The following is a 26,787-nucleotide window of genomic DNA, read 5'->3' as shown; positions in this document are numbered from 1 at the left end:
AAATGGTCGCCATTCTCTTTTTTATTCCAACCAAGAAGGCTTGGTTGTTTTAATATTTGCTTCTAGTTGATTAAGTAAATTATAAATACCAAAATAGGTTCTGTTGATGTATAAACCATGTCTGCTTCCACGCGCCTGTCTGGATTTTCGGAACATTTTATCATTAGAAATACGGTCTCCTAATTTGAAAATCTGCTCGAAATATTCATCATTGGCAAAATCAAAGGTGTCTACATGGAAAGGTTTACCTAAAAGAGATATCATTTCCTTAAATACTCCTTTGAAATATGCTTTTTCAACTTCAGTATCTTTATCGCTGATAAATTCTAATCCATAGAATATCTCGTTTAATTCTTCTTCATTGATCAACAATTCTCTTTTGATTAAGGAGAAATAGCCTTTATAGAAATCTTCTGGGATTACTTTTACACAACCAAAATCAATAATACCTAACTTCCCATCATTTTGGATAATGAAATTACCCGGATGTGGATCAGCGTGAACTTGCATCAAATTATGCACTTGATGGTGATAGAAATCCCAAAGCGCTTGTCCAATTTTATTCTTCTCATCCTGAGTTGGATTTGTTTCGAGCCATTCTTTGATATGCTTCCCTTCTATCCAGTCCATGGTAATGATTCGATCAGAACTCAACTCTTCATAATAGCTTGGGAAACTTAGACCTTCAATGTGTGCACAAGCTTTTGAGATTTCCAAGGAGCGCTGCACTTCTAGCGTGTAATCAGTCTCTTCTAATAATTTCTCTTCCACTTCATCCATGTAATGATCCAACTCTTTTTCATTCATATTGAGAAGCCTCAATGCGAATGGACGCACGAGTTTCAAGTCCGAACTTACCGAATCAGCAACGCCAGGATATTGAATTTTCACAGCTAGCTTTTTTCCGTTTTTTGTTGCTTGATGAACTTGACCGATTGAAGCCGCATTAACTGCTGATTTTGTAAATGTCTCAAACAATCCTTCTGGAGTTTGTCCAAAGTATTTTTGAAATGTCTTTACGACCAAAGGATAAGATAATGGCGGTGCACTATACTGAGCCATTGTAAACTTATCCTGATAGGCTCTTGGAAGGATATTTTTATCCATAGACATCATCTGAGCTACCTTCAAAGCAGAGCCTTTCAATTCACTCAAAGAATTGTAAATGTCATTTGCATTATTTGTATGGAGTTCTTCCTTTGTCATGGAAGGATTCACCACTTTTTTGGCATAATGCTTTACATAATTACCACCAACTTTAGCGCCTGTACTGATGAATTTGGCTGCTCGCTGTACTTTAGATGTAGGAATACTCTGCTGCTCTTTTAACTTGCTCTCCATGATTCCTGAATTATTTGTTTTGGTATAAAAATTTCGCAAAATCAATGAATGTATCTAGTGCGCTTTTTCCCATTAAGTCGAAAGCCAAATTCACAGATTTTTCAATTGCAGCATCAGTCTTCTCAAATGCTGGTGAAGTATCGTTTAACCAAAATTGAAAAACGAACCATGCCTGAAGCCATAATGCATCATCATATCTATCACTGATGATTGGTCGGCTAGCAATCTCTTCCGTTTCCTTTCCTTCCAAAATTATTTCGTTAGCAAAGTCTTTGAATTTGGATTTAAATTCTTTTACCTCAGTTGGAAGGATGTTTTTAAGATCTTTTTTATTTCCATAAATAGATAATAAATAAGATCTGTTTTTCTTTAATTCTTCAATCCAAGTAAATAGAAAGCTAAGCAATTTTTCTCTTGCAGAATATTCTCTGTACACGTCTTGAGACTCTATGCCACTTACTGTAACTTCAAACAAATAAGCCCACACTGCAGATTTGATAGATTCAAAAGAAGTAAAATAGTTATAAAACTCTTCTTCTTTCATTTTCAAATCCTTGGCAAACTTGAATACCGAAACTGGCTCGTGCCCATGTTCCAAGACATAATTGATGTATCCTGTTATGATTTTGCTTTTATTATCTACTTTGGTAGTTTTTTTAGCAGTTGCTTTTTCCATATTGCTTTTATTTTACTACCATCATAACCCTAAAAAGCCTTTAGAGGTTTAGCTTTATTTAAAATAAAAAATAAATGTCCTTTTGGAAAAAAGAATTAAAACAATTCCCCAAAAGGACTAATAATGTTATCCAGTAACTTTTTCCACTACCAAGTTGTGATTGGTATAGATACAAACGTCAGCAGCTATTCCAAGGCTTTCTCTAACCATTTGTTCGGCTGTCAATTGTGGAGCAAACTTCTTCAAAGCACGGGCTGCAGACTGCGCATACATACTCCCAGAACCAATGGTAGCAATTTCCATATCCGGCTCGATCACATCTCCTGTTCCCGAAATAATTAGAATATCCTGTGCATCTGCTACAATCATCATCGCTTCAAGCTTGGAAAGCATGCGGTCTGTTCTCCACTCTTTGGCAAGTTCCACAGCTGCTCTCTTCATATTATTTCCAAAAGCACCCAATTTCTCCTCAAATTTTTCTAAAAGTGTAAATGCATCCGCAGTAGAACCTGCAAATCCTGTTACTATTTTCCCGCCTTGCAGTTTCCTGATCTTATTCACTGTACTTTTGGCAATTGTATTACCCAAAGTAGCTTGACCATCTGCTGCTATTACTACCTCACCATTGTGCTTTATAGCCACAACAGTTGTTGATTTTAATTTTTCCATTTCTTTAAAAGAGTTAAATAAGTTATTGAGTTGATTAAATAATCAGTGAATTACTAGTCAAATAACTCCCTATCATCATCCTACCTTATTCAATAACTGTACAAAAGCCAAAAAGTCCTGCTAAACAGGACTTTTTGACATATTTATTTTATCAGTCTTAGATTAATATTCTAACTGGGTCTTCCAATAGACTTTTGAACGTCTGAAGGAAAGCGGAACCAACAGCGCCATCTACTACTCGATGATCGCATGATAAAGTTACTTTCATCAGATTCCCAATAACCATTTGACCGTTTTTGACGATTACAGTTTCCTTGATCCCTCCTACTGCCATGATACAGGCATCAGGTGGATTGATGATCGCAGTAAACTCGTCAATTCCAAACATTCCAAGGTTAGATATAGTGAAAGTATTTCCTTCCCAATCCTTTGGCTGTAGCTCTTTATTTTTAGCTTTTCCTCCTAGAGATTTGGCTTCGTTTGATATTTGTGAAAGGGACTTGCTATCAGCGAATCTAATTACTGGAACTAGTAGTCCTTCTTCCACCGCTACTGCCATTCCGATATGGATATGGTCATTGTATCTGATTTTATCTCCCAACCAAGCAGAATTAACCTTTGGATGCTGACGCAAAGCCGCAGCAGCAGCTTTGATTACCATATCATTGAATGATATCTTCACTGGAGAAATCTCATTCATGCTTTTCCTTGCTTCTATAGCCTTATCCATGTTGATTTCCATGGTTAAGTAGAAATGAGGAGCATTGAATTTGCTTTCAGCCAATCTCTTAGCGATCACCTTACGCATTTGAGAAACTTTCTCCTCTTTGAAGGATTCTTGACCTAATGCAGGTGTTGAAACACTTCCTTCCGCAGATGCTGCAGCAGGAGCTTTTACGGATGCTGGATCAAAGTTTTCAATATCTCTCTTGACTATTCTTCCACCTTCACCAGAACCTTTTACCAAAGAAATATCTACTCCTTTATCAGAAGCAAGCTTTTTGGCAAGTGGGGAAGCTTTTACTCTTCCTCCATCTGTGGTTGACCCTGCTGAACTGCTTTCTTTCTGTGCAGGTTTTTCTTCTTTCTTATCTTCAGATTTCTCAGGAGCTTTCTCTTCAGTTTTATCTTCAGAAGGTGCCTCATCAGCTGCTCCTCCTTTAGATTTATGCGCTTTAATCAACGTTTCAAAGTCAGCACCTTTTTCTCCAATCACAGCGATCACACCATCTATTTCAACGGCTTCACCAGCTTCAACTCCGATATGGAGTAAGATCCCATCGTCATAAGACTCAAGCTCCATCGTAGCTTTGTCCGTCTCTACTTCTGCAATTATATCACCTGCTTTGATTTCATCTCCAACTTTCTTCAACCATGAAGCTATTACTCCCTCTGTCATGGTATCTGACATCTTTGGCATGGTAATCAAATTCGCATTGATTCCTGATGTATCTATAGATTCTGATTTGGCGGGCGATTTTGGTTCAGCAGCCTTCTCAGGCTTATCTTCCTTCACTTCCTCCTTATCATTTTTTGATTCTGATTTTGCTGGAGCATCTCCACTATTTGCTTCTTTAAGCAAATCATCAATATTCTCACCTTTTTCACCAATGATAGCGATCACACCATTTACAGGTACAGCGTCTTTTTCTTCCACACCAATGTAAAGCAAAACACCTTCTTCGTAAGATTCTAGTTCCATGGTCGCTTTATCAGTTTCCACTTCTGCTAAAATATCACCCGGCTTTACTTCATCACCAACTTTCTTCAACCACGCTGCGATTACCCCTTCTTCCATGGTATCACTCATCTTGGGCATTCTTATTATTTCGGCCATAAGCTTTTTAGTATCCTAGTCAAATTTTAAGCAGGTCAAAAATAGTTCTTAAATTGGCTTTAATCAAATTTAATAATAGTATTTTCAAGTTTTGAAAAGTAGAATGTTTACATATTGATTTCAAATGCCTCTGATTAAAAATTTAGATTACGAAAATCCCAAATGGCTATTCAATGGCCACCTGCAAACTATCGTTCCTGCTTTGTTCAGAAGTTCGATCTCCTTATCATTTGACAGAGAAAGGATTAGCACACCTGATGGTGATTTTCTAGACCTGGATTGGCTCAGAAAAGGAAGTGATCGTTTGGTCATTATAAGCCATGGTTTAGAGGGAAATAGCCAAAGACCATACATGCTAGGAATGGCCCATCAATTTTTTTTAAAAAGTTTCGATGTTTTGAATTGGAACTTCAGGGGATGTAGCGAAGAAATCAATAAAAAAGCAATTTTTTACCATTCTGGAGCGACTTATGATTTGGATACCGTGTTCAATCATGCTGCTAAAAACTACTCAGAGGTATATTTGATTGGTTTTAGCCTTGGGGGTAATTTAACACTGAAGTATTTGGGAGAGGATCGAAAGAGAAATCCCAAAATAAAAAAAGGAGTGGCCATTTCTGTCCCTTTACATTTGGAAAGCTCTTGTAACAAAATTTCTTCTCCAGAAAACATGCTTTATTCAAAACGTTTTCTATCAACGCTGAAAGAAAAAGTGATCAAGAAATCATTGATTTTCCCTGATGAAATTCCTGTCGGCACACTTAGAAAAATCAAAACGCTTCAGGATTTTGATGATCACTTCACAGGCCCAATTCATGGGTTCAAAGATGCCCATGACTACTACGAAAAGAACTCAGCCTTACATTTTATAGATCAAATTCAAATACCTACTTTGATATTGAATGCACAAAATGACCCATTTCTGAGCGAGCAATGTTTCCCAATAAGTCAGGCGAGAAAATTAGAGCAAGTTTGGATGGAATTCCCAAAATATGGAGGCCATGTTGGCTTCAGCCCTAGAAAAAGCTCCGATATCTATTGGTCTGAAAAAAGAGCATTTGAATTTATCAATACAGATCATTAATTTGACAAAATAATCACAAATCCATGTGCGGCAGATACTCCCTCAATAAAAGTAAAATAGAATTAGAAGAAAGATTTCAGGCAGAAATGCTTGGTGATTTTAAGCCTAGATTTAACATCGCTCCTACGCAACTTCTACCTGTTCTCACCTCAGATAGTCCAAAAGGTTTTTCTTTCTTCTATTGGGGGATAACCCCTGATTTTGCTAAAAACAAACCCGTTTCTCAGAAGCTCATCAATGCGCGCTCAGAAACTATCAATCAGAAAATTTCATTCAAGTCTTCTTTTGAGAAAAGAAGATGCTTGATCCCTGCTGATGGCTTTTTTGAGTGGAAAAAGATCGGTAAGAAAACAAAAACGCCTTACAGGTTTACGCTTGCAGACGAGAGCCTATTTTCTTTTGCGGGAATTTGGGAAGAATACGAAAATGACAAGGGAGAATTGAATCACACTTTCCTGATTTTGACAACAGAACCAAATGGCTTGGTCAAAGATATTCATGACAGAATGCCGGTGATTCTAAAAAAAGAAGATGAAAAGAAATGGCTAGATTCCTATTCTAGTGAAAAGGATCTTCTAGAGATGCTCCTGCCTTATCAATCTTCGGAGATGATCAACTATTCTGTTTCCCCTTTGGTCAATTCTGTCAGCAATGATACAGCGTCAGTTCTAAGGAAAACCTCTCCTATGGATCAATTTGGAAACTACACTTTATTTGGATAATGAAAAATTTACATATCATTGACTTACATTTTTTGGAAACAGAAGAAGCAATCGCTTCTTTTTTAATTAAAACTACTGCTGGCCCAATTCTTATCGAGACAGGTCCTGAGAGTACATTTTTACAGCTAAAAAGCTCACTCAATAAGCTGGGCTATCAAATCTCAGACATCAAGCATGTTTTTCTTACCCACATACATTTCGATCATGCAGGAGCAGCTTGGAAGTTCGCTGAAGCTGGAGCAAAAATTTATGTTCACCCGATTGGATTACCACATCTAGCTTCACCTGAAAAATTATGGAATTCAGCAGCTCAAATTTATGGAGATGACATGGAGAGACTTTGGGGAAGCATGTCTCCTATTGCGACTGAGAACTTAATTGGAGTCGAGGAAAACGAGATTTTTAAAATTGGAGAACTTCATATTCAAGCGCTACACACACCGGGTCATGCTGTTCATCATATTGCATGGAAAATTGAGGAATCCATATTTACAGGTGATGTTGCGGGCGTAATGATCAATGATGGGCCTGTAGTCCCACCTTGTCCTCCACCAGATATTCATTTAGAAGATTGGCGAAAATCAATTGCTCTTTTGAAAAGTTTAAATCCAAAGTCACTGTATTTAACCCATTTCGGATTGGTGACTGACCCCCAAATACATCTTATAGCTCTTGAGAATATTTTGGACGATTGGGCTACTTGGATGAAGCCATATTTTGAAGCATCTGTTGATCAAAATAGTATCGTTCCAGAGTTTATGGAATACACCAAAAACCAACTTATCTCTCAAAATGTAGACGAATCTACCATTCAAGTTTATGAATATGCAAATCCCAGTTGGATGTCTGTGGCAGGGCTTATGAGGTATTGGAAGCTGAAAAGTCAAGGGCGGATTTGATATTTGGTGTTTTCATATCAAAACATTAATGAAGTTGCTTGGTATATTTGTTGTTGGAAATTTCCAAGTTATCAAAATCAATAAAGCCCAATTATAACAAAAACCTTATGAAAAAATCCAGAATCACAGGAGTGGGACATTATGTTCCTGATCAGATCATCACCAATGAGTATCTGTCATCCATCATGGACACAAATAATGAATGGATTGTCGAAAGAACAGGGATAGAAGAAAGAAGATGGTTTACACCAGGTAAAGACACCGTGACCAGCATGTCTTTTGAAGCTTCAAAAATGGCATTAGAAAGAGCTGGTATCGATGCAAAAGAGATTGATTTCATAGTCTTCGCAACGATAACGCCTGATTATTTTGTACCTGGAAATGGCGTTCTTCTTCAGCGGGAATTAGGAATCCCTGGCATACCTGCCCTTGACGTAAGAAATGCTTGTTCAGGATTCATTTATGCACTTTCTGTAGCGGATCAGTTCATAAAAACTGGGATGTATAAAACTATTTTGGTCGTGGGGGCGGAAATCCAATCTTCTGCACTTGACAAATCTGATGCGGGTAGATCAAGTGCCGTGATTTTTGCAGATGGTGCAGGTGCTGCTGTGCTTCAAGCTGTAGAAAGTGATCAACATGGAATTTTATCTACACATCTTCACGCAGATGGAGAACACGCAGAAGAGCTTTATTTAAAAGATCCTGGAAGTAGCAGAGAGGTAAGATTATCTCCAGAGATCATCAATGAACCAAGTTTCAAGATGTTTATGAACGGGAACACTGTCTTTAAGCATGCTGTAGTACGCTTCTCTGAAGTGATAAACGAAGCTTTGGAAGCTAACGGGAAAGACAAGTCAGAGATTGATCTACTCGTGCCACATCAAGCTAACTTGAGAATCAGCAATTACATACAACAAAAAATGGGGCTAAGCGATGACAAGGTTTTCAATAACATCATGAAACTTGGTAATACAACTGCAGGGACCATTCCAATTGCTCTCAGTCAGGCTTGGGAACAAGGACGCTTAAAAGAGGGTGATTTAGTAGTCTTAGCTGCTTTTGGTAGTGGATTCACTTGGGCATCTGCTTTACTAAATTGGTAAAATGACTCAGGTTCAAAAAATTGATATTGATTTATTGAAAGACAAATCGACATTTGATAAGATTCAGGAACAAAAATCAATATTCATTGGAATTTTCACGGAAATAGCCAACCATTATCCTCAATCAAAACTGTCTAATTTCCATTCAAACGCTAGAGGTGTCAAAGTTTCTCAAGGAATTAATTTAGACCATTGTCCCTATCAGGTATTAGATATTTTTAGAGATTTCGATCTTAAATCAGGTTTTAATGTCAGAATTTTAAATTGGATGGGACATGGCCTATATATATTCCTCCAATTTGGAAGAGAATTTGCGGTTACAAATGAAAAATTGATTTTTGAAAGGCTTTCCGAGTTTTACTCTGGTATTTCTACAGATCCTTTTGATTATAAAACGATAATAAAGTCGAAAGAAAGTTTGAAAAAAGAAAACCTTAAAGATCATCTTAACAAGTTTTCATTTTTGGTTTTATACAAAGAAATACAATATGAAACTTCTCTTAATGATCAAAAAGAAGTCTTGTTAGAAAATATCAATTTGATCTTAGATAAAGACAGTTAAAACTTTCAGATTTAAGCTAAATTAAACTAATTTAGAACCGAGATGATGCTTATTCGTAATGAATAAATGTATTTACACCTTTTAGATATCTGATCTGAAAAATACTCGAGAGCTTATCTTGTTGCTTACTAACTCTACTGCAGAAATTATATGAAACACTCGAACCTACGTTTTATGAAATATATTACTGGGGTCTTACTCCTCCTACTTTTGACGAATACGCTACAAGCACAAAACAATAGCAACATTGTCTCCATCTATAATTCTGATTCCACATTTGTGGGCACTGGATTGGTAAAAAATAATCTCATGGAAGGCTTGTGGAAATTTGAAAATCCAAAAACCGGGATTTTACTACAAACCTCCAACTTTTCAAATGGACTTAAGGAGGGAACTACAATAGCCTATTTTGATGGAAGAAATAAAAGGCTAGAAGCAGAATACAAAAGAAATAAGCTAAACGGACCTTTCAAAGAATATGATATTTATGGGAATCTTCGTTTAGAACTGGTTTTTCAAGATTCCATTCCTGTTGGACCTTATAAAGAATATCATCCAAAAACTAGCCGAGCAACTCCATTCGATCCGAACAATGTGAAAATGGAAGGGAATTATTTAAATGGCAAAAAGGAAGGGCTTTGGGTAACCTACTATGACACTAACCTTACTTCCGTCGCCATTAAAGAGAATTATAAGAATGGAGTTTTAGATGGGAAGTACTCAGAGTTTGATTTTGATGGGACCTTAGTTTTAGAAGTAGACTTCATCAATGGTGATCCAGATGGAGTGTATAAAAAATACGTCTATACGAAAATGGTCTGGGAAGAAGGTCAATTTGATAAAGGGAGGAAGATTGGCAAATGGCTTTCCTATTTCCCTGGAACTAAGATCATAGAGTCAGAAAAATATTATGATGATAGAGGAAATAAAACGGGAGAATGGAAATATTATTACGAAAACAAGCGGGTTGCGAGGGTTGAAAAATATGAAAATGATATCCCTGTAGGAACATGGGAAGAGTTTTTCCCAAACAGAAATCTTTCTAAAAGAAAAACTTACGAATTAGGAGTTCCCGTTGGTGAATATATAGAGAATCATTCTAATGGAGACATTTCGGTAATCGGTCAATATAAAGGTGGTGCCAAGGATGGTCTTTGGAAAAGTTACTTCCCTGATGGAAACTTATATTCAATTGGTGAGTACAAAAATGATTTAAAAACTGGGCTTTGGAAGTATTTCAATAAAATAGGAATTCTTATTGCTGAAGGCGAATATAACCTTGGATCTGAAAATGGCCAATGGTTCTACTACTATGATGGAGGTCAATTAAAATCTGTTGGCAGTTATTTCTTAGGTTTCGAAGAAGGTACTTGGGGTTTATTTTACGATAACAAACAACTTACTCAAGAAGAATATTGGAGTAATGGAAGGTTACTCAATGTCGGAGAATACAACAATTTTACGGGAAGCAAAACCTTTGAAAAAGGAACATTAAAAGATGGAAATGGAACCCGTCTGACCTATTATGTCGGGGGTAAAAAAGAGTCTGAGGGCAATTATAAAGATGGTAAGCCAAACGGAAAATGGTCTTATTTCCATGAAAACGAGAGACTAGCATCTGAAGGTCAGATGGTTGATGGAAAAAAAGAAGGCATGTGGCGCTATTTCAATATCAATGGAAGACTTGAACAAGTAATTACATTTGAGAATGATGAGATAAAAGAACCAAAAGGTCCTGAACCTGAAATCAGGTTTAAATCATTCGATCAATAAACACTTAGGCTAATCAGCTGTTTATAAAATAAAAAGATATGTTTGGACTATTCAAAAAGAAAACAGAATTAGAAAAGCTGCAAGATAGCTATAAAGAACTGTTAGAGAAAGCGCACAAAGCTTCCCAGTCAAACAGAACTGCTGGAGATAAGCTTATGGCAGAAGCCGAAGAAGTGGCTAAGAAGATCGATGCGTTGAAAAGTAAATAAAGAGTACGCTTTTGCCATTTAAAAATATTTGAAGGACTCAACTTAGGTGTTGAGTCTTTTTTTATAATACACTAGTTAAATCAAAAATATACCTCCGCTTTCAGGCTAGTTGACTATCAAAGCGGCGTGTTTTAAAGTAATAGATTCACTAATAAAAATCGACATATATTCCTGTTGTAGCATAAAGATCGATTATCAAAAAATCAATTTTTTTAGAAAATCATTATTTTTTTTATAATGAAAACGAGTTTGCTAAATCGTTTTTATCAAAATATTAGCAGTTCAATACTTTTTCGAACCAAACATTTTTTCATTTATCCTCGTAAAACAGACTATAATACTAAACCACACTACAATGAAAAATCTAACTCTAATCCGCTTGGGAATCATACTTATGCTAGGCATAGGGTTTTCTCAAAATAACAAAGCAGAGGCTATACCTTCTCCGATGGGGGTTAGTTTTCAGGTATTCTATAATGAATTAAGTCCTTATGGAGATTGGGTGATGGATCAAAGACATGGTTATGTTTGGATTCCAAACGTAGGTCAAGATTTCCACCCATATGGCTCAAATGGATACTGGGAAATGACCAATTTTGGTAATACTTGGGTATCTTATTATGATTGGGGATGGGCTCCATTTCATTATGGTAGATGGTATTGGGACAACTTCTACGGATGGGCTTGGGTTCCAGGGTACGAATGGGGTCCAGCTTGGGTAAACTGGAGAACAGGTGGAGGATACTATGGTTGGGCTCCTTTAGGGCCTGGCATTGGAATCAATGTATCCATAGGCTTTCACAGCAATCATTGGAGATTTGTACCTCAGAGAAGATTCAGACACCGCCATTTCCATAGATACTATGTACCTTCTTACAACATGGTCAGCATCTACAACAGAACGACGATCATCAACAATACCTATGTCTATAACAATAGAACCTATGTAACAGGTCCATCAAGAAGGGAATTAGAAAGGGTTACTCGAGGATCAGTACCTGTATATCAAGTAAATGACAGAGCAAGACCTGGTCGGGCTTCGGTTAGCAATCGTACATTGAATGTATACAGACCTGAAATCGATAATTCTAGATCAGCAAATGCGCAAGCAAGACCATCAAGGGCTTTCACTTCCGAAGAATATAGAGGTAGAGCTGCTACACAAAATAGAGGTTCTGTGAATGATAACGGAAGATCAGTAAGTTCTAGAGGTTCAGATGCAGCAGTTTCGAATCAGAGAAATAGCACAGCCCAACAAGCTAGAACAGCTACCCCAAGTAGGAATCAAGCGATAACCTCCACACAAAGGGGACAAACTAGAGCTACCGCTGGTCAGCAAAGCAATAGAGTGAATACTTCACAGCCAAATACAAGAGGTCAAGTAGGAACAGCACCAAGAACCAACTCAAATACTAGAAATGGATCGGTAAATACTGGAACTACTAGACAATCTCAGGCGAGAACAAGTCCTCAGCAAAGACAAAGTGCTCCTGCTGTAAAGCAACAAAGAAGTACCAATAACACTTCTCCTAGAGTCTCTAGCCCATCGAACTCAAGGACCAACAGTCCATCAAATGTGAGACAAAGTGCACCAAGCACGAGGAATACAGGGACAGTAAGAAGTACCACGAGCAGACCAGCTACAAAAGCGGCTCCTGCAAGATCTTCCTCAAGATCAAGTGGCACGACTTCAAGTTCAAGAGGAGGCCGAGGTAATAATTAAAAATTCAAAAATGGAGACCAATTGGTCTCCATTTTTTTATACTTTGAATTCAGTTGATTTTCTTTGAATGAATTGATTCACAAGCTCAACCTTAAATTCAACACTATTAGATTTCCCACAATCATCAAGTTGGATCAGAATTCCTTCCATCAATTTATCTGCTATCAATTCTAATGGTTGTGCAATTGCTGAAATACTCGGCTGGTAAAGACTAAAGAAAAAGTGGTCATCAAAAGCCAAAACTTGGACGTCTTTGGGAATCTTTAATTCAAGTTTTCTTATCGCATGTAACCCTTCAAATGCTAAATAATTAGTGGCAAAAAATAAAGCATCTGCATCCGGATGATCTAGCAAATATTCCTTGATTTGATCTCCCTGAAATTCTTCTGTGGAGGTATGGAATGGCTCTTCAAAAACATAAGGAGACATCTTAGCCATCTTCACAGCTTCAAGATAACCAGCAAGTCGATCTTGCATTTGGGTTTGATCTGAAGTAACCGTAATGAAAACAATCTTTTTGGCACCGTTTTCTATAAGGTGTTGCGTTGCTTCAAAACTACTCCTCCTATTTTCGACAATCACATGACTACAATCCAAGTCTGGAATCCATCTGTCAAATAAAATCACTGCAAAATCCTCTTTTATCAAATTCTCTATTTCATTTTTGAGACCTGCTGTCGGAGTAATAATAAAGCCATCTACGTTTCTGCTTTTAAAAGTATGAATCAATTCTTTGGCCTTCTCTGTATTATTTTCAGTACTGCAATAAATAATCTTGTACCCATTCTTAAAGGCTTTCTCCTCCAATAGACGTGCAATATTTGCGAAAAATGAATTGGAAATATCCTCAACCATCAAGACGAGAACTTTGGATTTACCAGATCTCAGACTTTGCGCTAAATGGTTAGGTCTATACCCTACCTTGGCAACGTAATCTTCCACTTTTTTCACCATCTCTTTGCTGATTCTCTTTTCTTCAGCCTTACCATTGATAATAAAAGAAATAGTAGTGATCGACACACCGAGTGCCTTTGCAATATCTTTGATTGAGATTTTTTTATTTGCCATTAATCTTATTTCTGTTTTTCGAAACGATACAAATCTATTACCAAATATGGCAAATGTGCTAAAATTTTTAGCAAAAATCATTGAGGCATAAAAAAAGACCGCGAATGGCGGTCTTTTTTAAATTAGGTAAATAGGTTCTGTTATTTAATGAACAACATTTCTCTGTACTTCACTAAAGGCCAAGATTCATCATCCACCAATAGCTCTAGCTTATCTACTGCATATCTGATTTTATCAAAGAACGCATCTTTTACTTCAAGACTATAACCTTTAGCTTGTTTTACAATATCCGATTCTTTGTTTAGCCTTTTTCTAGCTTCAATCATTTGATTTACATTTGATTTTAAGGATTCCAAATGACGGCTGACATCTTTAATTGTTTCAATCGCCGCAGTATTATCTAAACCTAATCCTTGTAGACCGTTTGCGTTTTCTATAAGCTTGTTTTGATAAAGAATAGCAGTTGGGATGATGTGATTCAAGGCCAAATCACCCATTACTCTAGATTCAATTTGTACCTTCTTAATGTAATTTTCAAGCATAATTTCATGCCTAGCATGCAATTCTACACCAGAAAGAACATTATGCTTGGCGAATACCTCGATAGATTTTTTATCCAGATAAGTATCAAGAGCAAAAGGTGTGCTTTTTAAGTTAGAAAGTCCTCTTTTTGCAGCTTCTTTTTCCCATTCTTCAGAATATCCGTCCCCTTCAAATCTCACTTTTTTACTATCCTTGATGTATTTTCTCAATACATTAACAATAGCAATTTTCTTTTCTTTACCAGAGGAAGTTTCTTTCTCGATATCCTTAGCCAGTTGCTTCAATGTTTCTGCTACGATCACATTCAATACTGTCATTGGTCCAGCAGAGTTGGCTTGAGATCCTACCGCTCTGAATTCAAATTTATTTCCTGTAAATGCAAAAGGTGAAGTTCTATTTCTATCAGTGTTGTCCAATATAATTTCAGGAATTTTAGAAATCCCCAATTTCATATACATGTTGTCACCTTTCTCGATTTTGATATTTCCATTTTTCTCTAACTCATCAAGAATACTTGTCAAAGTAGAGCCAAGGAATACAGAAATGATTGCAGGAGGCGCTTCATTTGCACCCAGTCTGAAGTCATTACCAGCAGAAGCAATACTTGCTCTCAACAGATCTGCATAGTCATACACTGCCTTTACAGTGGCTACCAAGAAAGTCAAGAACTGAAGGTTTTCTCTCGCTGAGTTGCTAGGTTGAAATAAGTTGATACCCGTATCTGTAATCAAAGACCAGTTGTTGTGCTTTCCTGATCCATTCACGCCTGCAAAAGGTTTTTCATGAAATAAAACTTTCAAGCTGTGCTTTTCAGCAACTTTATCCATGACATCCATCAAAAGCTGATTGTGATCCACAGCTTTATTGATTTCTTCAAAGAGTGGAGCGACTTCAAATTGACCTGGAGCCACTTCGTTGTGTCTTGTCGAAACAGGGATACCTAATTTCAAAGCTTCGATTTCAAAATCCATCATAAAGTCTTTGACTCTAGTAGGGATGGTTCCGAAATAATGATCGTCTAATTGCTGACCTCTCGCAGGATTGTGACCGAAAACTGACCTTCCAGCCATAACCAAATCAGGTCTTGTAGCGAAAAGCGCTTTGTCAATCACAAAATATTCTTGTTCAACACCTAAAGATGGCGTGATTTTCTTCACATTTCTATCAAACAATTGACAGATCGCCACAGAAGCTTCGTTGATCGCTTCAATGGATTTCAAAAGTGGAGTTTTATAATCTAACGCTTCGCCTGTATATGCAACGAAAATCGTAGGGATACATAATGTGTTTCCAAATATAAAAATTGGAGATGAAGGATCCCACGCAGTGTATCCTCTGGCTTCAAAAGTAGAACGAATACCACCATTTGGGAAGGAAGAAGCATCCGGCTCTTGTTGAACTAAGGCAGATCCTTTGAATTTTTCAATTCCAGCATGTGCATCAAAAAAAGCATCATGCTTCTCTGCCGTCGAACCAGTCAAAGGCTGAAACCAGTGCGTGTAATGTGTTACCCCCTTGGCTAAAGCCCAAGTTTTGACTGCTGAGGAAATCTCTTCTGCTGTACTAGGATCGATTTTAGATCCTTTTTCTATCGCTTCTGTTACTTTTTTGTAAACCGAAGGAGCTAATGATTCCTTCATTTGTTTTGTGCCAAAAACATTAACTCCAAAGTAATCTGAAATCTTTAGAGAAGGTGCCGTTACGGACACACTTGGTCTTTCTTGTGCTTTTAAAAGCGCATTTTGTCTTAAAGTTGCCATTTTCTACAATAAGTGGTTTGATTTTACACTTACAAAAATAGAAAATATTATTTATTTATAAGCTATCAGCTGATTTTTGAGCCAGATTTGTGTAAAAAATGCAGTTTTTTCAAAAAAACAGGTCTAATTTTGATAAAGTCGGCCAAAAAAAGTGATTTTGACCCGAAAAAATAAAGAAAATATGGTTGCTAGCCTAAATTGATAACTTGACTTAAATAATTAACTTTGTGGATTGAATTTAGAGGAGAGCATCGTGAAAAAAGTAGCATTCTATACATTAGGTTGTAAATTAAATTATTCAGAGACTTCTACTATTAGTAGAATGTTTGAAAACAAAGGGTATCAAAAAGTGGAGTTTGATGAAACGCCTGATATTTTTATCATCAATACCTGTTCAGTAACTGAGAATGCAGACAAGAAATGTAAAAAGATTGTCAAGGAAGCGAAAAAGATCTCTCCAAATTCCTACGTAACGATCATCGGGTGCTACGCTCAATTAAAACCGCAGGAAATTTCTGAAATCAAAGGTGTGGATGCTGTACTAGGTGCTGCTGAAAAATTCCGACTCATTGAGCTTTTGGATGGTTTTGCCAAAGAACAAGAAACAAAAGTACTAGCTTCTGAAATTCAAGATGCAATAGTTTTCAACAATGCCTTCTCTATGCATGACAGGACAAGGACATTTTTGAAAGTGCAGGATGGATGTAATTATGGCTGTGCTTTTTGTACCATTCCACTAGCAAGAGGAAAAAGCAGAAGTGATAGCACAGAAAACATCCTCAAATCAGTCAGAGAAATTGCTCAGACGGATGTGAAAGAGGTGGTGCTTACCGGTGTAAATATTGGTGATTTTGGAATTCAAGAAGGCAAAAGAGAAGAAAGATTCATAGACTTAATAAGAGCAATCGATGAAGTAGAGGGAATAGATAGATATAGAATTTCTTCGATTGAACCAAATTTATTGACAAATGAAGCAATTGAGTTTGTTTCTACATCAAAAAGATTCGTTCCACACTTCCATGTGCCGCTACAATCAGGAAGTAATGAGATTTTGAGAAAAATGGGGAGAAGATATCTTCGTGAGCTTTATGAAGATAGAGTGAGCAAAATAAAAACACTAATGCCGCATTGTTGCATTGGAGTTGATGTGATTGTCGGATTCCCAGGTGAGACAGATGAATTGTTTTTGGAAACATATAATTTTCTAAATGAATTAGATATTTCTTATCTCCATGTATTTACGTATTCTGAAAGAGCGAATACTAGAGCAGTTGAAATGAATGGAGTCGTGCCAATGAAAATAAGAAATGAAAGATCCAAAATGCTTCGAATTTTATCGGAAAAGAAAAGAAGAAAGTTCTACGAAGAAAATTTAGGAAAGACATTCACAGTCCTATTTGAAGAAGATATTGAAGATGGAAAGATGCATGGATTCACTGAAAATTATATTAGAGTTGCTGCTAAATACGATCCTATCCTTATCAACGAACTCAAAACAGTTACTTTAAATGAAATCAATGAAAGAGGAACTGTGGAAGTTCTGGAACCAGAACAGACCTATGAATCACATTGATTTTTTACATATTCAATTGGATTTATTATATAAAATATAATTTGATAGGGTTAATTTAAACAATTAGCACTTTGTTAAGTTATATATTTATGAAAAGTAAATATAATTTCTTTAAACCGACAGGTAGAATAACTAGAAGAAAGTACTGGATTTTATTTTTAGTATTTTATTGGACAAATATCATTGCTCTTGTTAAAATGTATGAAGCATACATGCTTTCTGATTTTATTTCATTTGCAGCTTTTGGTATCGTGTTGGTTACTACCATAATTCTATTGTTGATTCAGGCAATAAAAAGATTTCATGACATTGGTCTCGATTGGAAATATGCACTTTACTTGCTCATTCCACCACCAATAAACTTTATTGGATTTATTTGGCTTGGACTTAAGAAAGGTCAAGAAAAAGCAAATGAGTATGGAGAGAGTCCTCTCAAAACTGATGTTATTTAATATGATTATCCGCAATAATACTGCTGTGAATATATTTCAGACTTCTCGAAGATACGCAACAGTATTCAGCCGATCTTAAATTGTAATAAACGTTGTTTAACTAATTATCAATTATAAAAAATATAGATCGCAACAAAACTGTCCAAAAAGCAAAAAAGTCTAGCTTCATATCGAATATGAAGCTAGACTTTTTTTATCTCTAAAATGAATTTTTTTATACTATTCGTATCTCAGTGATTCAATTGGATCTAATTTACTTGCTTTGAAGGCTGGAATATAACCCGACGATAGTCCCACGAAAACACAAATCACAAAGGAAACTATAATCCAAATCCAAGGAATCAAGAATCCACCTGGACCTATGGTATTCGCAACAATATTACCGATTCCAATTCCTAGAATAACCCCAAAAACACCTCCTATCAAACAAATAACGATTGCTTCAATTAAAAACTGCTGTCGAATCCTCAATGGTGTTGCACCTAAGGCTTTTCGAATTCCAATCTCTCTAGTTCTTTCTGTAACAGATACCATCATGATATTCATCAGACCAATAGAAGCACCGATCAAAGTAATAAAGCCAATTGTAAAACCTCCAATTCTCAAATATCCAGCAACTTCCTCCAAACTTTCTCCAACAGATTCACTTTTTGTAATTTCGAATGAATCTTCCTCTCCGATTCCATCTTGCCTGATTTTACGCATGACTCCAGTTGCCTGACCCATTTCATAATCAAGATTTATAGGATTGGTCCCACTTGCGGTAATAGTATATCTGAATGTACCTCTCCTATCTAACCTACTCCCATTGATAACAGTAATAAACACAGCTCTATCGGCCCCCGAACCTCCGCCAACACTTCCTTGTTTTTCTATTACTCCTATAATCGTATATCTATTCCCAAAGAATGAAACTTGTTTGTTCAATGGATTTTCTTCTTTTTCAAATAATAAGTCAACCAATTCCACGCCTACAATACAGACGTTTGAACCGTATTCAATCTCAGTATTACTAAAATTTCTACCATCCTCTATTTTAATACCTTTGATAGGAAGATATAAATCATCAACTCCTGTCACTCTAATGTTTGGATTGGTCTTTTTAGATCCTCTTTTGATTTCCACAGCACCAGAAAGAGTAGAATAAACTGTGGACATTCCTATTGAAGAATATTCACTTTTAAAATCTTGAGCATCTCTGAATTTCACTGCGGGGTAGGATTTTTCAGTCTTACCGCCTTGTACGGCTCTACCTCCAGAAAACCCTCTAGACCTAACATCAAAGTTATTAGCACCCAGCCCGGAGAAACTATCTTCAATTTGAGCTTTGATCGCATCAATCGCTGTCAACATTCCTACTAGAGAAGTGATCCCGATAGCGATAATCGTCCCTGTAAGGACTGTTCGCAATAAGTTAATCTTGACAGACCTTAGAGCCTCTTTTATATTTTCGGTCAGATTCATAAAACGTTCAAATTAGAACAACATTCAACAAAATATTACTTTCAAGACCTTTAATATGAAGGATAATATTCAAATGTTATAACATTAGTTTAATATTTTTTTTTATTCGGTTAAAAATCTTTCAATGCATGCGGTCACCACGGATTTCAAGATTTTTAATTATTTCTGATTCAAAGGCAAGCCATTCCTGCCATCTCGCATTAACTTTTTCTTTATCATAGATTTTTCGAGCCAATTCTATGAAATTGACATAATGTCCAGCCTCTGAGATCATCAGTTCGTAGTAGAATTTTTTCAACTCTACGTCATTGATTTGCTGGGAGAGCAACTTGAATCGTTCACAGCTTCTTGCCTCAATCAAGGCATTCATCAATAAATGTTCGGTTAGCTGCTGCTCTCTACTCCCACCTTTTTTAATAAAATCAAGGAGTTTGATTACATATTCATCTTTTCTAGGCTTCCCTAGGGTATAATTTCTTTTATTCAAGTGCTCGATGACTCTTTCGAAGTGTCCCCATTCTTCTGCTACCACGGGTGTCAAAACTTCAGTCACCTCTTTGAAATCAAAAAAGTTGACTATAAGAGAAATACAAGAAGATGCAGCTTTTTGTTCGCAATAGGCATGATCAACCAAAATATCCTCGATATTCATCGCTGCAATATCGACCCATCGGGGATCTGTAGGCAGTTGCAAATGAAGCATTTTTTGTTTTGTACTTTCCTCCCAACTCATTATCAATCAAATAAAGGCCATGAAATTCCTACGTCAAATGTTCCTTTCAATCCAGTAAAATCCGGCGTCACGAAATAGCCTGGAACAGAAAGTAAATTGCTATTCACATGGTTGTATCTTAATAAAATCCTTGTTCTGTTAATCCTTGCATTGAGAAAAAAGTCAACGACAGGATACCCTTCGACATTAGAGAATCTGTCTTGAAGATGAAATTGCTGCATAGCAGGATTGTAGGCTTCTGCAAAGTGTTCACTCCTATATCTACCCTCTAAACCAATTTGAACAAAAAGGTTTTCGTCAAATAATGGACTATCAAAATAAATCCTACTATTAACAAATATCTCGGGAATTCTGAAGTTGTCAGCTCCGCCTCCCGTAATTAAAGTATAGTAAGCTTCAGTCTCCCAGAATAATTTACCTCCTGCATTGAAGCTGGTTTTGATTCCTGGAATTAACATAAATGCTTCGCCTGAAGCCTGTGTAGCTTGCTGATTTTCATTAAAAAACACATAGTTATTAACTCTATTGATCGTCAAATTAGGCCGAATACTCCATCTTTTAAAGTCTGCTTTGATAACACCTTGAATTTGATCTAATCCAATATTTGAAAAACTATTGCTCCAGCGGTGGTGATTTCCTCTGTACAATTCTTGCATTGAAGTGGGTTTGTACAAAGCCTTGGTATAAGATGCTTCTAAATAGGGTGATACAAATAATCCATGGATTCTAAATGCTCCTGGCAAGAGATATTCACCCTCAGCCTCAAAACTCCATTTTTCATTCAAATCTCCTCTCAATGCACCGCCAAGAGATAACTCATCAAATCCATTTGGATTGACAAAATAGTTACTTTCCATTCTGCCAGTCCGAAATTTCACGAAGGCATTATAATATAATAGACCCAAGTCCCCTTTGAAACCAGCTTCATTTCTCCACTCGGAAAAATTATTAAAAATGATCGTACTATCTTGACGATTGAATCGATCTGGATTATAGAGATCGAAAAAAGCACCATCAGCAGAATTTAAAGCTGATTTGAAGGTGACATCTTGTTTTCTTTTGTCAAATACATGATATACTTGCCAGCCTTTGAGCAATTCATATTCATGATACAGATGATAGTCTTGCCTCAAATCTACTGCTTGAGAATTACGAAGCCAGACTTTTGCATCTTCATAAGTAAAATAAAGAGAGGTACTGTCCACGTCAGGAGGGATGATACCTCCTTGTTCGGCCACTTGATGCCTCATTCTAGAGAAATTTGCCAAGAGGAAGTATTTCTCGTTATCAGACTTATAACTAGTTTGAAAAGAATAGGAATTCTGCACAGCACCATGATCGTCCCTTCGTGATGGATTGAGGGTTTTCGTAGCTCTAATTGTATGAAGATTGAATCCAACGTTCCAATTCGGAGTGACATTTCTCGCAAATTCTAAATCCATCATGTTCCTATTCCCTCCTCCAAAGAACAGTGCCATTTTAGTATAGGGAGATTTTGTATCGTAATATTTGATACTGTCCGGTGAATGATAATAAAGATCATAAGCAGAAAACCCTGATGATGTCCCTATCATCTTTGGTGCTTGATAAAATACCGGTTTTGAAGCAGTTCCAATATTACCGAGATCCTGATACTTCCATCCTGTGCTAGCTACAGGTTCATAATAATGAAAACCGTTGAGCAGGGTGTCCAACTCTGTTTTTTTAATCCGATTTCTTTTGACATCCTTTTCAAAGAAATATAAGGTAGTCTTTGGTCCAAAAACCATTTTCGTAGAATCATCGATTAGTTTTCTTCTACCATTCGTTTCACCTTCGCCTTCATTTTCTCCTTCTTGCTGCCTTTGCTGCTGTGGAGGAAAAGTACCTCCAGAACCAGGAGGAGGCACTCGCGTAGCCCCTTGAGAATACACTTCTTCTGCTAAAAAAAAGCATATAAAAAATACAAGTAAACTATATAATTTAAATTTCACGGATGTAACCTTTGTCCTTAATCGCAACTGACACTCTCTTTTCTAGCCAAAGTAAGTCTTCTTCACTCAAGCTTATCTCAATAGGAAGAGCAAAAGTCGCAATTTCTTCTAAATAATCTCGAAATATAGGTGCTTTAAGTTTGACTGCATCTTTTTCAGTCGTTAAAATTAGTGAATCGGGATTTTCTTTTACGCTCTCCACAATTTTTTTAATATCACTGACTTTATAGTGATGATGATCAGAAAAAGCAAAATCCTTGATAACAGTATAATTTTTCTTTGCTTCCGCCTTGAACAGGCTATCATCTGCAATTCCAGAAACTAACACAACATTCTTGCTATCACCATTTGATGCAGTACCAGCGGCAACTGGCTTTCCATATTTTATCCCAGCAAAGATAATTTTAGCCTCCGAATTGAATTTTCTAATCTCTATCGAAAACTTAGCTTTTACATCATCTTCAAGTCCAGTTGGGCACTTGGTTACTACAATAATATCCGCTCTACCAGCACCTTCTTTTGCTTCTCTCAATGTGCCGAGTGGCACGATTTTATCCTTGAAAAAAGGTTTTTGAAAAGTAGTCAACAAGATGTTCAAATCACCTTTGACATAGCGATGCTGGAAGGCATCATCCAAAAAGATTGCTTCTGTCTCTGGTTTTTGGATAATAATTTCGGGTATTGCAAGAATTCGTTCTTCTCCTACAGCCACATTGATCTTATGACCAAACTTTGAATAAATCTGATAAGGTTCATCCCCTATTTCAGCAGCTGATGCATTTTCATTGGCTAGAATGAATCCCTTAGTCTTACGACCATACCCTCTGCTAAGCGTACAGATTTGGTGTTTTTCTGAAAAAAGCCGGATCAGCAATTCCACAAAAGGCGTTTTACCCGTACCTCCCATACTTAAGTTTCCGACGACAATAGTAGGAATGGAAAACTCAACTCCTTTTTTCATCCCAACATCAAACATCCGATTTCGCAACCGAGTAGCAGTGTCATAAAGTAAAGAAAATGGATAAAGCAGCGGATCGAACCAACGCATTTGCTATTTTTAGTTAATTTTGATTGACAAATTAAATTAAAATATATGGTTTATACGATTAGCGATGTTGTTTCTTACTTAGAAATGCTTGCTCCACCTGCCTATCAAGAATCTTATGACAATGCACAACTACTGACAGGCAATCCAAAAGAAAAAGTAAAAGGCATATTATGCTCCTTGGATGCGACTGAAGAAGTCATTGATGAGGCGATAGAAATGGGCTGTAATCTTGTCGTAGCACACCATCCGATAGTATTCAAAGGATTAAAAAGTCTCACGGGCAAGAATTACGTGGAGCGAACTATGATCAAAGCCATTAAAAATGATATTGCCATCTATGCCATCCATACAAATCTAGACCATGTCGCGCACGGTGTCAATAAAAAGATTTGTGATAAAATCGGTTTAGAAAACACGAAGATTTTAGCACCTAAAAAAGAATTACTTACCAAGTTAACCACCTTTGTTCCCCATACAAATTTGGATGAAGTACTTCAGGCGATGTTTGCTGCTGGTGCAGGAAAAATAGGAGAATATAAGGATTGCAGTTTTATAACAGAAGGAACTGGGACTTTTACACCATCTCCTAAAGCAAATCCAAGTATCGGTCAGAAAAATGTCTCGCACAGAGAACCTGAATCAAGAATTGAAGTAATGATCCCTTCCCATCTGGAACGAAAAATTATTGCAGCATTAAAACAAGCACACCCTTATGAGGAGGTAGCGTACTACCTTCAAAAATTAGAAAATGAAAATCAGGAAGTTGGTGCAGGAATGATTGGCGAATTGGCTTCAGGAGTGGATGAAAAAGAATTTTTGGGATTGCTCAAGTCCAAAATGAACCTTAAAGTCATCAAGCATACTTCTTTACTAGGCAAGCAAATCAAGAAAGTTGCTGTATGCGGGGGCGCAGGAATTTTTCTTTTGCCCATGGCCAAAAAATTGGGAGCAGATATCTTTATTACGTCAGATATAAAATATCATGAATTCTTTGATGCTGAAAATCAAATAGTTATTTGCGACATAGGTCACTACGAAAGTGAAATATATACAAAAGATTTATTATTAGAGCTTTTGTCACAAAAATTCACTAATATTGCACTCTATTTGACAAAAGTAGTTACGAATCCGATAACTTACATATAGTACATGGAAAGTACCGTTGCACAGAGACTTGAAGCATTACATAATCTTCAAAAGATAGATTCCCGCCTAGATTCAATCGTTAAAGTTAGAGGAGCCCTTCCTGAGGAAGTCCAAGACCTAGAAGATGAAATCGCAGGTTATGAAACTAGAGTAGAAAAATTCAATTCAGATATCCTAAGTCTTGATGACGAGATCAAAAAGCATAAGGAGAACATCAAAGAATCTGAAAAGCTGATCAAAAAATATCAAGAGCAGCAGATGAATGTCAGAAACAATAGAGAATATGACGCCATCACCAAAGAGCTCGAACTACAAGACTTAGAAATCCAAGTTTCAAAAAAGAAAATTGGTGAAGCTCAAACAAGAATCGAAACCAAAAATAGAGATCTTGATGAGTTGAAAGATGTAGTAAAAGATAGAAAAAAGGATCTTGAAAATAAGCAAGGAGAATTGCAGAATATCGTCGCTGAAAGTGAGGCTGAAGAAGCAAAGCTAAATGCGGACAGAGAAAAAGCAATGAAGAAAATCGAAGATAGACTTGCTAAATCTTATTCCAAAATCAGAGTCAATGCTAAGAATGGCCTGGCAGTAGTTTTGGTAAAAAGAGGAGCTTGTGGAGGTTGTTTCAATGTGGTACCACCACAAAGACAAGCAGATATCAGAGAGAAGAAAAAATTAATTGTTTGCGAACATTGTGGTAGAATCTTCTCCGGTGTAGAAGACGAGATTGAGGAGGAAGTAGCACCAAAGAAAAAAAGAAGTACAAAAGCTTAATCATATAAAGATCTGAAGAAATTCAGATCTTTTTTTTTACTTTCATGCTAAATACCCTTGGTTTTAGCGTTCATTTTTAAAAATGTCGAGACTCTGTAAACCATCTCTTGACATATCCGTTTTATTTTTATACATTCCAATTATGAAAAATATACTTTTGACCTTATTCTTATTTTCCTTCTTTAGTTTGGGCTTTGCGAAAAACCCAAACGAAAAGACATTTTTAATTATCTTTGATAAAGCCGAATTGAAAAACAACAAAACGAGTCCAGAGTATATTGAATTGAGTTTGATGAACCTTTTTGATACGAAATCCTACTCAGGAAACTCAGATGCTGCAATTATCATTAAAACCACCCAAGAAAAAATCGACAAATGTCTCATCGGAGATTATATTGTAAGATTAAATCAAACCACAATCACGACACTCAATGATGTCGCATTCCAAATTATTGATTTAGATCAATCAAAAGGAATATACCAAGCCTTCCTTTCTAGTATCGAAGGTAAAGTTGAAAAAAGCAGCAAGAAATCGAACAAGTTTTTTAAGTCAGTTCCAACCCCCTAAGATGTTCTCCTGAGTTATATTTCAAGATTTTGAAAGTACCAGAATCATCCATATTTAATTCATAGAGACCAAGGTTTTGATGTTTGAACTCATCCATGAATCGCAAATCATAATTCATCAACAAACTCAGTAACATCCGCATTGCTCGGCCATGCATGCAAATAAGAATTACCTTTTCCGGTTGACCCAAAATTTTATCAATCCCAATTTTTAAGCGTTTGACGACCATATTGGGACTTTCTCCCCCCGCTATTGCATAATCCAAATCTCCTTCAGACCATCTCTTGAGCATGTGCAAGTAATATTCATTTTCTTCATGCGTCATCGGTTGGCCTTCATATTTGCCCCAGCTAATTTCATTAAGCTCTATAATAGATTCTGAGGGGATATTTAAATCTAGAAAACCTTGGATAGACTGCTTTGTCCTTTGCAAACCTGTGTAGTAGACCTTTTCAAAATCCACTTGCTTGTAGGCCTCAAAAAATGCTTTTGCCTGCTTTTGTCCATTTGAATTCAAAGGAGCATCAATCCCGCTTCCTTGTACCACACCCTTCAAATTATAATCCGTCTGCCCGTGTCTTACGAGGTAAATTTTTTTACTTAACAAGTTTCTCTATTTTTGTTTCAAACATCAAAGAAATAACTTTTATCCCAATATTCATGATATTTCCTACAAACCTGACTTTAGACCTTCTTAACAATTTGGGAAAAGGCTCCATGACTGATTTTTTAGATATTAAATTTACTGAAATTGGAGAAGATTATTTAGAAGCAACAATGCCAGTAGATTCTAGAACCAAACAACCCCTAGGACTGTTACATGGGGGAGCAAATGTAGTTCTAGCAGAGACCTTAGGAAGTGTAGCCGCGGCATGTACTGTGGATAAAGAAAGACAATTTTGTGTAGGTCTGGAAATCAATGCCAATCACCTCAAATCTGTAAAAGAGGGATTTGTCCGAGGCGTTACAAAACCCATCCACATTGGTAAAAAGACACAAGTTTGGGAGATAAAAATCTACACTGAAAAAGGAGAACTAAGCTGCATTAGTAGAATTACCATGGCAGTGATTGATAAGAAATAAT

25 protein-coding genes are annotated in these 26,787 nt (G+C 36.6%); 14 read left to right on the top strand and 11 right to left on the bottom strand.

The window, feature by feature from the left end; genetic code table 11:
• Nucleotides 1-21 precede the first annotated feature (21 nt).
• From IEV57_RS07095 to IEV57_RS07080, 4 genes are all read right to left on the bottom strand, one after another.
• Entirely contained in the window at nucleotides 22-1,341 is a 1,320-nt protein-coding gene (locus tag IEV57_RS07095) for an ABC1 kinase family protein (protein ID WP_188441095.1), read from the bottom strand.
• A 10-nt stretch (nucleotides 1,342-1,351) separates the two neighbouring features.
• Complete coding sequence (locus IEV57_RS07090) at nucleotides 1,352-2,017, bottom strand: TetR family transcriptional regulator C-terminal domain-containing protein (protein WP_188441093.1); 666 nt, start codon at nucleotides 2,015-2,017, stop codon at nucleotides 1,352-1,354.
• Between the two features lie 126 nt (nucleotides 2,018-2,143).
• Nucleotides 2,144-2,686: an ATP-dependent protease subunit HslV gene (hslV, locus tag IEV57_RS07085; RefSeq protein ID WP_188441091.1), complete on the bottom strand. Its 543-nt coding sequence runs from the start codon at nucleotides 2,684-2,686 to the stop codon at nucleotides 2,144-2,146.
• 157 nt (nucleotides 2,687-2,843) lie between these two features.
• Entirely contained in the window at nucleotides 2,844-4,523 is a 1,680-nt protein-coding gene (locus IEV57_RS07080; protein ID WP_188441089.1) for a pyruvate dehydrogenase complex dihydrolipoamide acetyltransferase, read from the bottom strand.
• Between the two features lie 124 nt (nucleotides 4,524-4,647).
• On the opposite strand from IEV57_RS07080, the gene IEV57_RS07075 reads away from it, so the two are divergent.
• The 8 genes from IEV57_RS07075 to IEV57_RS07040 all read left to right on the top strand — a co-directional run bounded on the left by IEV57_RS07075 (nucleotide 4,648) and on the right by IEV57_RS07040 (nucleotide 12,601).
• Nucleotides 4,648-5,607, top strand: a complete 960-nt coding sequence (locus IEV57_RS07075) for a YheT family hydrolase (protein WP_188441087.1) — start codon at nucleotides 4,648-4,650, stop codon at nucleotides 5,605-5,607.
• 23 nt (nucleotides 5,608-5,630) lie between these two features.
• Nucleotides 5,631-6,329 (top strand): SOS response-associated peptidase, encoded by a 699-nt coding sequence (locus IEV57_RS07070; RefSeq protein ID WP_188441085.1) that lies wholly within the window; start codon nucleotides 5,631-5,633, stop codon nucleotides 6,327-6,329.
• On the top strand, nucleotides 6,329-7,228 hold the full coding sequence (locus tag IEV57_RS07065) for an MBL fold metallo-hydrolase (RefSeq protein ID WP_188441083.1): 900 nt from the start codon (nucleotides 6,329-6,331) through the stop codon (nucleotides 7,226-7,228). Before IEV57_RS07070 ends, IEV57_RS07065 begins: the two co-directional genes overlap by 1 nt.
• Nucleotides 7,229-7,335: 107 nt before the next feature.
• The gene (locus IEV57_RS07060) at nucleotides 7,336-8,334 is read left to right on the top strand and encodes a 3-oxoacyl-ACP synthase III family protein (protein WP_188441080.1); all 999 of its coding nucleotides are present in this window, start codon (nucleotides 7,336-7,338) and stop codon (nucleotides 8,332-8,334) included.
• 1 nt (nucleotide 8,335) lies between these two features.
• A complete protein-coding gene (locus IEV57_RS07055; protein WP_188441079.1) occupies nucleotides 8,336-8,896 on the top strand; it encodes a hypothetical protein in 561 nt (186 codons plus the stop codon).
• A 174-nt stretch (nucleotides 8,897-9,070) separates the two neighbouring features.
• On the top strand, nucleotides 9,071-10,669 hold the full coding sequence (locus IEV57_RS07050; protein ID WP_229744259.1) for a toxin-antitoxin system YwqK family antitoxin: 1,599 nt from the start codon (nucleotides 9,071-9,073) through the stop codon (nucleotides 10,667-10,669).
• Nucleotides 10,670-10,707: 38 nt separating this feature from the next.
• Entirely contained in the window at nucleotides 10,708-10,878 is a 171-nt protein-coding gene (locus tag IEV57_RS07045; RefSeq protein ID WP_188441073.1) for a Lacal_2735 family protein, read from the top strand.
• A 355-nt stretch (nucleotides 10,879-11,233) separates the two neighbouring features.
• Nucleotides 11,234-12,601, top strand: a complete 1,368-nt coding sequence (locus tag IEV57_RS07040) for a DUF6600 domain-containing protein (RefSeq protein WP_188441071.1) — start codon at nucleotides 11,234-11,236, stop codon at nucleotides 12,599-12,601.
• 36 nt (nucleotides 12,602-12,637) lie between these two features.
• Here IEV57_RS07040 and IEV57_RS07035 read toward each other — a convergent pair whose 3' ends face one another.
• Together IEV57_RS07035 and IEV57_RS07030 are read right to left on the bottom strand one after the other, a co-directional pair.
• On the bottom strand, nucleotides 12,638-13,669 hold the full coding sequence (locus IEV57_RS07035; RefSeq protein WP_188441069.1) for a LacI family DNA-binding transcriptional regulator: 1,032 nt from the start codon (nucleotides 13,667-13,669) through the stop codon (nucleotides 12,638-12,640).
• A gap of 140 nt (nucleotides 13,670-13,809) precedes the next feature.
• Nucleotides 13,810-15,972, bottom strand: a complete 2,163-nt coding sequence (locus tag IEV57_RS07030; protein ID WP_188441067.1) for a glutamine synthetase III family protein — start codon at nucleotides 15,970-15,972, stop codon at nucleotides 13,810-13,812.
• 253 nt (nucleotides 15,973-16,225) lie between these two features.
• Here IEV57_RS07030 and mtaB point away from each other — a divergent pair, with 253 nt between their 5' ends.
• Complete coding sequence (gene mtaB / locus IEV57_RS07025) at nucleotides 16,226-17,545, top strand: tRNA (N(6)-L-threonylcarbamoyladenosine(37)-C(2))-methylthiotransferase MtaB (protein WP_188441603.1); 1,320 nt, start codon at nucleotides 16,226-16,228, stop codon at nucleotides 17,543-17,545.
• Nucleotides 17,546-17,634: 89 nt separating this feature from the next.
• Entirely contained in the window at nucleotides 17,635-17,997 is a 363-nt protein-coding gene (locus tag IEV57_RS07020; RefSeq protein ID WP_188441065.1) for a DUF805 domain-containing protein, read from the top strand.
• Between the two features lie 219 nt (nucleotides 17,998-18,216).
• On the opposite strand, the gene IEV57_RS07015 is transcribed toward IEV57_RS07020, so the two are convergent.
• The 4 genes from IEV57_RS07015 to lpxK all read right to left on the bottom strand — a co-directional run bounded on the left by IEV57_RS07015 (nucleotide 18,217) and on the right by lpxK (nucleotide 23,215).
• Complete coding sequence (locus tag IEV57_RS07015; protein ID WP_188441062.1) at nucleotides 18,217-19,461, bottom strand: ABC transporter permease; 1,245 nt, start codon at nucleotides 19,459-19,461, stop codon at nucleotides 18,217-18,219.
• A 121-nt stretch (nucleotides 19,462-19,582) separates the two neighbouring features.
• Nucleotides 19,583-20,164 carry a MiaE family protein gene (locus IEV57_RS07010; protein ID WP_229744258.1) on the bottom strand — a complete coding sequence of 194 codons (582 nt, stop codon included), beginning with the start codon at nucleotides 20,162-20,164 and terminating at the stop codon, nucleotides 19,583-19,585.
• Nucleotides 20,165-20,196: 32 nt separating this feature from the next.
• A complete protein-coding gene (locus IEV57_RS07005; RefSeq protein ID WP_188441058.1) occupies nucleotides 20,197-22,167 on the bottom strand; it encodes a putative porin in 1,971 nt (656 codons plus the stop codon).
• Nucleotides 22,157-23,215: a tetraacyldisaccharide 4'-kinase gene (gene lpxK, locus IEV57_RS07000; RefSeq protein WP_188441056.1), complete on the bottom strand. Its 1,059-nt coding sequence runs from the start codon at nucleotides 23,213-23,215 to the stop codon at nucleotides 22,157-22,159. The genes IEV57_RS07005 and lpxK overlap by 11 nt, the downstream gene beginning before the upstream one ends.
• 45 nt (nucleotides 23,216-23,260) lie before the next feature.
• On the opposite strand from lpxK, the gene IEV57_RS06995 reads away from it, so the two are divergent.
• The 3 genes from IEV57_RS06995 (at nucleotide 23,261) to IEV57_RS06985 (ending at nucleotide 25,703) form a co-directional block, all read left to right on the top strand.
• Nucleotides 23,261-24,361 carry a Nif3-like dinuclear metal center hexameric protein gene (locus IEV57_RS06995; RefSeq protein WP_188441054.1) on the top strand — a complete coding sequence of 367 codons (1,101 nt, stop codon included), beginning with the start codon at nucleotides 23,261-23,263 and terminating at the stop codon, nucleotides 24,359-24,361.
• Nucleotides 24,362-24,364: 3 nt separating this feature from the next.
• Complete coding sequence (locus IEV57_RS06990) at nucleotides 24,365-25,135, top strand: zinc ribbon domain-containing protein (RefSeq protein ID WP_188441052.1); 771 nt, start codon at nucleotides 24,365-24,367, stop codon at nucleotides 25,133-25,135.
• 142 nt (nucleotides 25,136-25,277) lie between these two features.
• The gene (locus IEV57_RS06985; protein ID WP_188441051.1) at nucleotides 25,278-25,703 is read left to right on the top strand and encodes a hypothetical protein; all 426 of its coding nucleotides are present in this window, start codon (nucleotides 25,278-25,280) and stop codon (nucleotides 25,701-25,703) included.
• Here the strand turns inward: IEV57_RS06985 and IEV57_RS06980 are convergent.
• Nucleotides 25,681-26,310, bottom strand: a complete 630-nt coding sequence (locus IEV57_RS06980; protein ID WP_188441049.1) for a histidine phosphatase family protein — start codon at nucleotides 26,308-26,310, stop codon at nucleotides 25,681-25,683. The two genes, IEV57_RS06985 and IEV57_RS06980, sit on opposite strands and share 23 nt — an antisense overlap.
• 53 nt (nucleotides 26,311-26,363) lie before the next feature.
• Here IEV57_RS06980 and IEV57_RS06975 point away from each other — a divergent pair, with 53 nt between their 5' ends.
• Nucleotides 26,364-26,786: a hotdog fold thioesterase gene (locus tag IEV57_RS06975; RefSeq protein WP_188441047.1), complete on the top strand. Its 423-nt coding sequence runs from the start codon at nucleotides 26,364-26,366 to the stop codon at nucleotides 26,784-26,786.
• Nucleotide 26,787 lies beyond the last annotated feature (1 nt).

The sequence above is a fragment of the Belliella aquatica genome, assembly GCF_014637795.1.
GTDB lineage: Bacteria > Bacteroidota > Bacteroidia > Cytophagales > Cyclobacteriaceae > Belliella > Belliella aquatica.
This window is presented reverse-complemented; position numbering and strand designations above follow the sequence as displayed.

Bases quoted from the DNA above. Each gene is read 5' to 3' on its own strand.
- IEV57_RS07095 (WP_188441095.1), bottom strand. From the start codon at position 1,341: ATGGAGAGCAAGTTAAAAGAGCAGCAGAGTATTCCTACATCTAAAGTA.
- IEV57_RS07090 (WP_188441093.1), bottom strand. From the start codon at position 2,017: ATGGAAAAAGCAACTGCTAAAAAAACTACCAAAGTAGATAATAAAAGC.
- hslV (WP_188441091.1), bottom strand. From the start codon at position 2,686: ATGGAAAAATTAAAATCAACAACTGTTGTGGCTATAAAGCACAATGGT.
- IEV57_RS07080 (WP_188441089.1), bottom strand. From the start codon at position 4,523: ATGGCCGAAATAATAAGAATGCCCAAGATGAGTGATACCATGGAAGAA.
- IEV57_RS07075 (WP_188441087.1), top strand. From the start codon at position 4,648: ATGCCTCTGATTAAAAATTTAGATTACGAAAATCCCAAATGGCTATTC.
- IEV57_RS07070 (WP_188441085.1), top strand. From the start codon at position 5,631: ATGTGCGGCAGATACTCCCTCAATAAAAGTAAAATAGAATTAGAAGAA.
- IEV57_RS07065 (WP_188441083.1), top strand. From the start codon at position 6,329: ATGAAAAATTTACATATCATTGACTTACATTTTTTGGAAACAGAAGAA.
- IEV57_RS07060 (WP_188441080.1), top strand. From the start codon at position 7,336: ATGAAAAAATCCAGAATCACAGGAGTGGGACATTATGTTCCTGATCAG.
- IEV57_RS07055 (WP_188441079.1), top strand. From the start codon at position 8,336: ATGACTCAGGTTCAAAAAATTGATATTGATTTATTGAAAGACAAATCG.
- IEV57_RS07050 (WP_229744259.1), top strand. From the start codon at position 9,071: ATGAAATATATTACTGGGGTCTTACTCCTCCTACTTTTGACGAATACG.
- IEV57_RS07045 (WP_188441073.1), top strand. From the start codon at position 10,708: ATGTTTGGACTATTCAAAAAGAAAACAGAATTAGAAAAGCTGCAAGAT.
- IEV57_RS07040 (WP_188441071.1), top strand. From the start codon at position 11,234: ATGAAAAATCTAACTCTAATCCGCTTGGGAATCATACTTATGCTAGGC.
- IEV57_RS07035 (WP_188441069.1), bottom strand. From the start codon at position 13,669: ATGGCAAATAAAAAAATCTCAATCAAAGATATTGCAAAGGCACTCGGT.
- IEV57_RS07030 (WP_188441067.1), bottom strand. From the start codon at position 15,972: ATGGCAACTTTAAGACAAAATGCGCTTTTAAAAGCACAAGAAAGACCA.
- IEV57_RS07020 (WP_188441065.1), top strand. From the start codon at position 17,635: ATGAAAAGTAAATATAATTTCTTTAAACCGACAGGTAGAATAACTAGA.
- IEV57_RS07015 (WP_188441062.1), bottom strand. From the start codon at position 19,461: ATGAATCTGACCGAAAATATAAAAGAGGCTCTAAGGTCTGTCAAGATT.
- IEV57_RS07010 (WP_229744258.1), bottom strand. From the start codon at position 20,164: ATGCTTCATTTGCAACTGCCTACAGATCCCCGATGGGTCGATATTGCA.
- lpxK (WP_188441056.1), bottom strand. From the start codon at position 23,215: ATGCGTTGGTTCGATCCGCTGCTTTATCCATTTTCTTTACTTTATGAC.
- IEV57_RS06995 (WP_188441054.1), top strand. From the start codon at position 23,261: ATGGTTTATACGATTAGCGATGTTGTTTCTTACTTAGAAATGCTTGCT.
- IEV57_RS06990 (WP_188441052.1), top strand. From the start codon at position 24,365: ATGGAAAGTACCGTTGCACAGAGACTTGAAGCATTACATAATCTTCAA.
- IEV57_RS06985 (WP_188441051.1), top strand. From the start codon at position 25,278: ATGAAAAATATACTTTTGACCTTATTCTTATTTTCCTTCTTTAGTTTG.
- IEV57_RS06975 (WP_188441047.1), top strand. From the start codon at position 26,364: ATGATATTTCCTACAAACCTGACTTTAGACCTTCTTAACAATTTGGGA.